Origin of the sequence: Novacetimonas maltaceti, assembly GCF_002906255.1 — a bacterium.
Classification (GTDB): domain Bacteria; phylum Pseudomonadota; class Alphaproteobacteria; order Acetobacterales; family Acetobacteraceae; genus Novacetimonas; species Novacetimonas maltaceti.
On the sequence record NZ_POTC01000108.1, the window covers coordinates 1 to 3801 of the forward strand.

3 protein-coding genes and 1 pseudogene are annotated in these 3801 nt (G+C 55.5%); all 4 read right to left on the reverse strand.

Features of this window, described 5'->3' with window-relative positions; genetic code table 11:
• Positions 1-78 precede the first annotated feature (78 nt).
• Positions 79-795 (reverse strand): ATP-binding domain-containing protein, encoded by a 717-nt coding sequence (locus tag KMAL_RS16260; protein ID WP_167400178.1) that lies wholly within the window; start codon positions 793-795, stop codon positions 79-81.
• Positions 796-899: 104 nt separating this feature from the next.
• Positions 900-1709 (reverse strand): IS5 family transposase, encoded by an 810-nt coding sequence (locus tag KMAL_RS16265; RefSeq protein WP_110096506.1) that lies wholly within the window; start codon positions 1707-1709, stop codon positions 900-902.
• Positions 1678-2895, reverse strand: coding sequence for a UvrD-helicase domain-containing protein (locus tag KMAL_RS16270; protein WP_110096507.1), 1218 nt, complete (start codon positions 2893-2895; stop codon positions 1678-1680). The genes KMAL_RS16265 and KMAL_RS16270 overlap by 32 nt, the downstream gene beginning before the upstream one ends.
• Positions 2896-3487: 592 nt before the next feature.
• A pseudogene (locus KMAL_RS16275) lies at positions 3488-3667 on the reverse strand (transketolase-like TK C-terminal-containing protein); the annotation flags it as partial.
• Positions 3668-3801 lie beyond the last annotated feature (134 nt).

The window sequence follows — 3801 nt, forward strand, 5'->3', positions numbered from 1 at the left end:
AAGCCACGACTTCAGATCAGGCGGCAGAAGATACGGCTGAGACCGGTCAAACGGGATGAAGCTGCTCATCTCACCACCTTACAACTTCACCTCTTCACAGGGTACCCCAACCCGACAGGCTGCTAGAACCCGATCATCGGATCTGACGACCAGTGTACGCAATCCGATAGAGCGGATATGGGCTATATACCCAGGCTGCGGCCATCGATTTGTTGCGGTCGCGATTTCACGCAAGTCCGCTCTTAGCCCATTCGAGAGAATCGCAATTCGCTGTTTGTCGCTAGTAAGTAGTTCCATGTTCCACTGGAGCTCTTCCTTCGCGCTGGCAAAGAAATCTTGCGCGATCGGATTGGCGGCTATGAACGCCTGCGCATCATGCGCTTTCTTTTCCGAGAAAGCCGAGACACCAACTAGGCCTTCGGCATCGATATCACCGGCTCGCCCGATCTCGATCAGCAGTTTGTCGGTTCGCAGTCGTTTCCAGGTTCGTCCGTCGACATTTCCTGATTGTCTGCCGGGTGCATCGCCGACAGAAAGCTGAAGCCTTGCACGCGTTGCCCCGACGTAGATAACCCGGGTCTCCTCGTCCACGTCAGCGTCCTCGTCCCGTGGGGGCAGAAAGAGGTAAACATTGTCGGCTTCCCGGCCTTTGCTGGCATGAATCGTCCCGACGACGGGCCCGTTGTCACCGTATTCGGGCGATGTAAAGAGAACAGGCGGGCTCGAGCGTCCAAGCACTTCCCTGAGCCGGTGAAGATCGACAAGCTGGTCCGTCACTCCGGCCACCTCGATCATCAGCTGCCACGCGCGTTCCATCGTGAGCGGTGAGGTTTGAGAGACAATCCGGCTGTCCCAACGAGCTCTGAAATCGTCGCTGGAAATTCGGCGGCTAGAGGGTGTTATGCACCGTGAGCGAGTATAGCGGCGTTTCTGAGCATGAAGCACGCGAACGCAATGACATGGAGACTTGCGAGTGTTGAAGCGTAACGCTCGTAATCCTTGACGAGCCTACGACAGCGTGTTGCCCATGCGAAAGATCGCTCAACAACCCATCGGCGCGGCAGCAGCACAAAGCCGCGTTTGGCTTCGGGCAACCTGACGACCTCCAGGGTGATCCCCTGGGCCCGTGCTGCCCCGGCAGGTTTCTCGCCGGTATATCCCTGATCGACATAGGCCAGTTCAACGCTCTCGTCTGTCGCATCCTGAATGGCGGCAGCAAGACGTCCCACCTCGGCGCGATCATCCCGGCTGGCCGGCGTGACATGCAGGGCCAGCAGGTGTCCCAGCGTGTCCACGGCCATGTGCAGCTTTGATCCCTTTTTGCGCTTGGCCCCATCATATCCGGCGCGGGAACCGCTTTCCGGCGTCGAACGTAATGTCCGGCTGTCGATAATGGCTGCCGTTGGCTCCGCCCTGCGGCCAGAAGCGATACGCAGCATGGCACGCAGATCAGACACCAACGCGTCAAAACAACCTGCCTCCATCCAGCGACGGGATTGCTGGTAGACCGCCGACCACGGCGGAAGGTCATTCGGCATGGCGCGCCAGGCAATTCCGTAGCGGATCACGTAACGCAATCCATTGAACAGTTCGCGCAATGCGTGATGTCGTTGTTGCGCATCCTCGCGCATCAGGACCAGATACGGGACAACCAGAGACCATTCTTCATCTGATACGTCAGAGGGATACGGTTTGCGTGCAGGTGCCATCCCTCATTACTGCACCAATCAGACACGAAAGTACATAACACCCTCTAGTAAAATCCCAGAACAACTGTGCGAATGATGGCAGGATACGCGGTGGAAGTCCCGACATGCGGAGTCGATGCGGGACTGCGCTATTTTTCGCTGATATCGCGAGAACATCTGCGCGCTGTCTGACAAGCACAAGCGAATTCTGCGGGACGCCTGCCATGTCAAGCTCCCATGATTTGCCGGATTGTTTTGCGGCCAGTTCGCGAATGCTGCTACTGACCAATTCGGTTTTTCGGGCGGTGGACAGACGTTTGTCGAGAACTTGTTGCCTCACATCGGTGAATATCTTCAATAGTGCAGGATCGGAAGTTCGGTGGACTTTCCGGAGCTCGTGTGGCTCGAACTGACGCTGTTCCAGTTCATCGATGAAGATTTTGTTATCCTCTCTTCCCGAGCTTTCCTCGGTGAAGCCGTAAATCGCCTGCGCCTGATCGCAGAAGACGGTAACACCGCAGTCCTCATCTATCGTGTCTATCATGGCAAGAACTAGACTGGCTCGGTCGCCGGTGATGTCCTGTGCTTCATCCACCACGAGATGTCCGACACGTCCCAAATACTCGCGAACATCCTCATCCTCGAGAACCTGCGCCAGCGTCGAGCGTATATTGTCGTCGTGTGAACCGGTGAGCTTTGTCGTTGATGAAAACCCGGACTGGATCGACCACGCATGTGAATCGAGCGTTGCGATCTTTACGGCTGCCGCATCCGAAGGTTCGTCAAGATAGCTTTCCAGCCGGTTTCTGATTTCTTGGATGGCCGTGCGTGTGAAGCTGATCAGCCAGATACGGCTTGGAGGCGTGCCATTCCTGATAAGTGCCGCAACTCGGGAGCAGGCCACAAAGGTCTTGCCGGTCCCCGGACCGGCGTCAACCAGAAGCCGCGCGGATGCGTTTGCCGTAATAACTGCTTTCTGGAGAAGATCTTCCTCATCTTCCTCGATTGCGGGATGAGCGGTCCCCGCTTCGTCACGGACGGGGCCGCTATCGATATATACTATGCCGTTGGCGACGCGCCAGAACTGACGCTTGAAGCGGATGACAGGACCCGCCGTAGTCTCGCGTAGAGGCCGCACCACCCGCGCTATTTCCTGACCGCCCTTGACGATACTTACTTCTATATCGCCGGAAAACACCGACTGCATGCGTCCCCCAAAGCTTTCGCCAACGTCCCCAGCCAGTCGAATTCCTATAATAAGCAGGATGTTAGCATGATGCGAACCGGTTACAATATGAACGCGTGCATAACTGCATCTTTCTTATGGACTATGCTCGTGGATCATTCCGTGCTTGCCGTGTAATCGATGGAAGCCCAAGGCTATTGATATAACTGGTTTATATTGCGGCCTGAAGCGAATGTGGAAATCGGTGCTTGCGTGCCCCCGCAACCATGCACACGTCCTTGATCAGACACGATAAACCCGCCCAATTGAGGCGGGTTTTTTGTTGCCCGAAATCTTCCGCAGGATGTGTATAGGATGCAATCGGGAGTGAAACGCCAGCGTAGCTTGGGCTTAAAACAGGCCATATCACGATAAGGTGAGATTTATCGGCGGCCTTATTGATCAGTGGAAATTGCGCGATCTGACGACGAAACGCTCATCGGCGGAATCGCTGTCATGGGCGCTCTCAGCAGAGGAGCGATTACCTACAGCTTGTCCTGCTGCAGAAGCCGCATGTTACCTTCCGGCCATCACAGCTGGCATGGCTTATGAATGTTGGAGAATTTATCAGTTCTCATGATGCCGGTTCGCCCTGAACCTCCTGCAACATATCCCGTGCAGCGCGAAGCACCGCCTCTGTCGTGATTTCGAATTTTGCGTAGAGATCACCGACCTTGCCAGAGTCTCCGAACCCGTGCATGCCGACGAAGCGACCGTGGAAGCCGAGGTAGCGCTCCCATCCCAGTTCCACGGCGGCTTCAACGCGGAAATCTCACAGAAGGGTTGTACATCGGGTTAGATTATGAAAAAGTCTGTTTTGCACAAAAGAAATTTTCGTAAGCTATAAGAAAACCCGATGCAGACAGAGTGTAGCGCAGGCGCGTATGA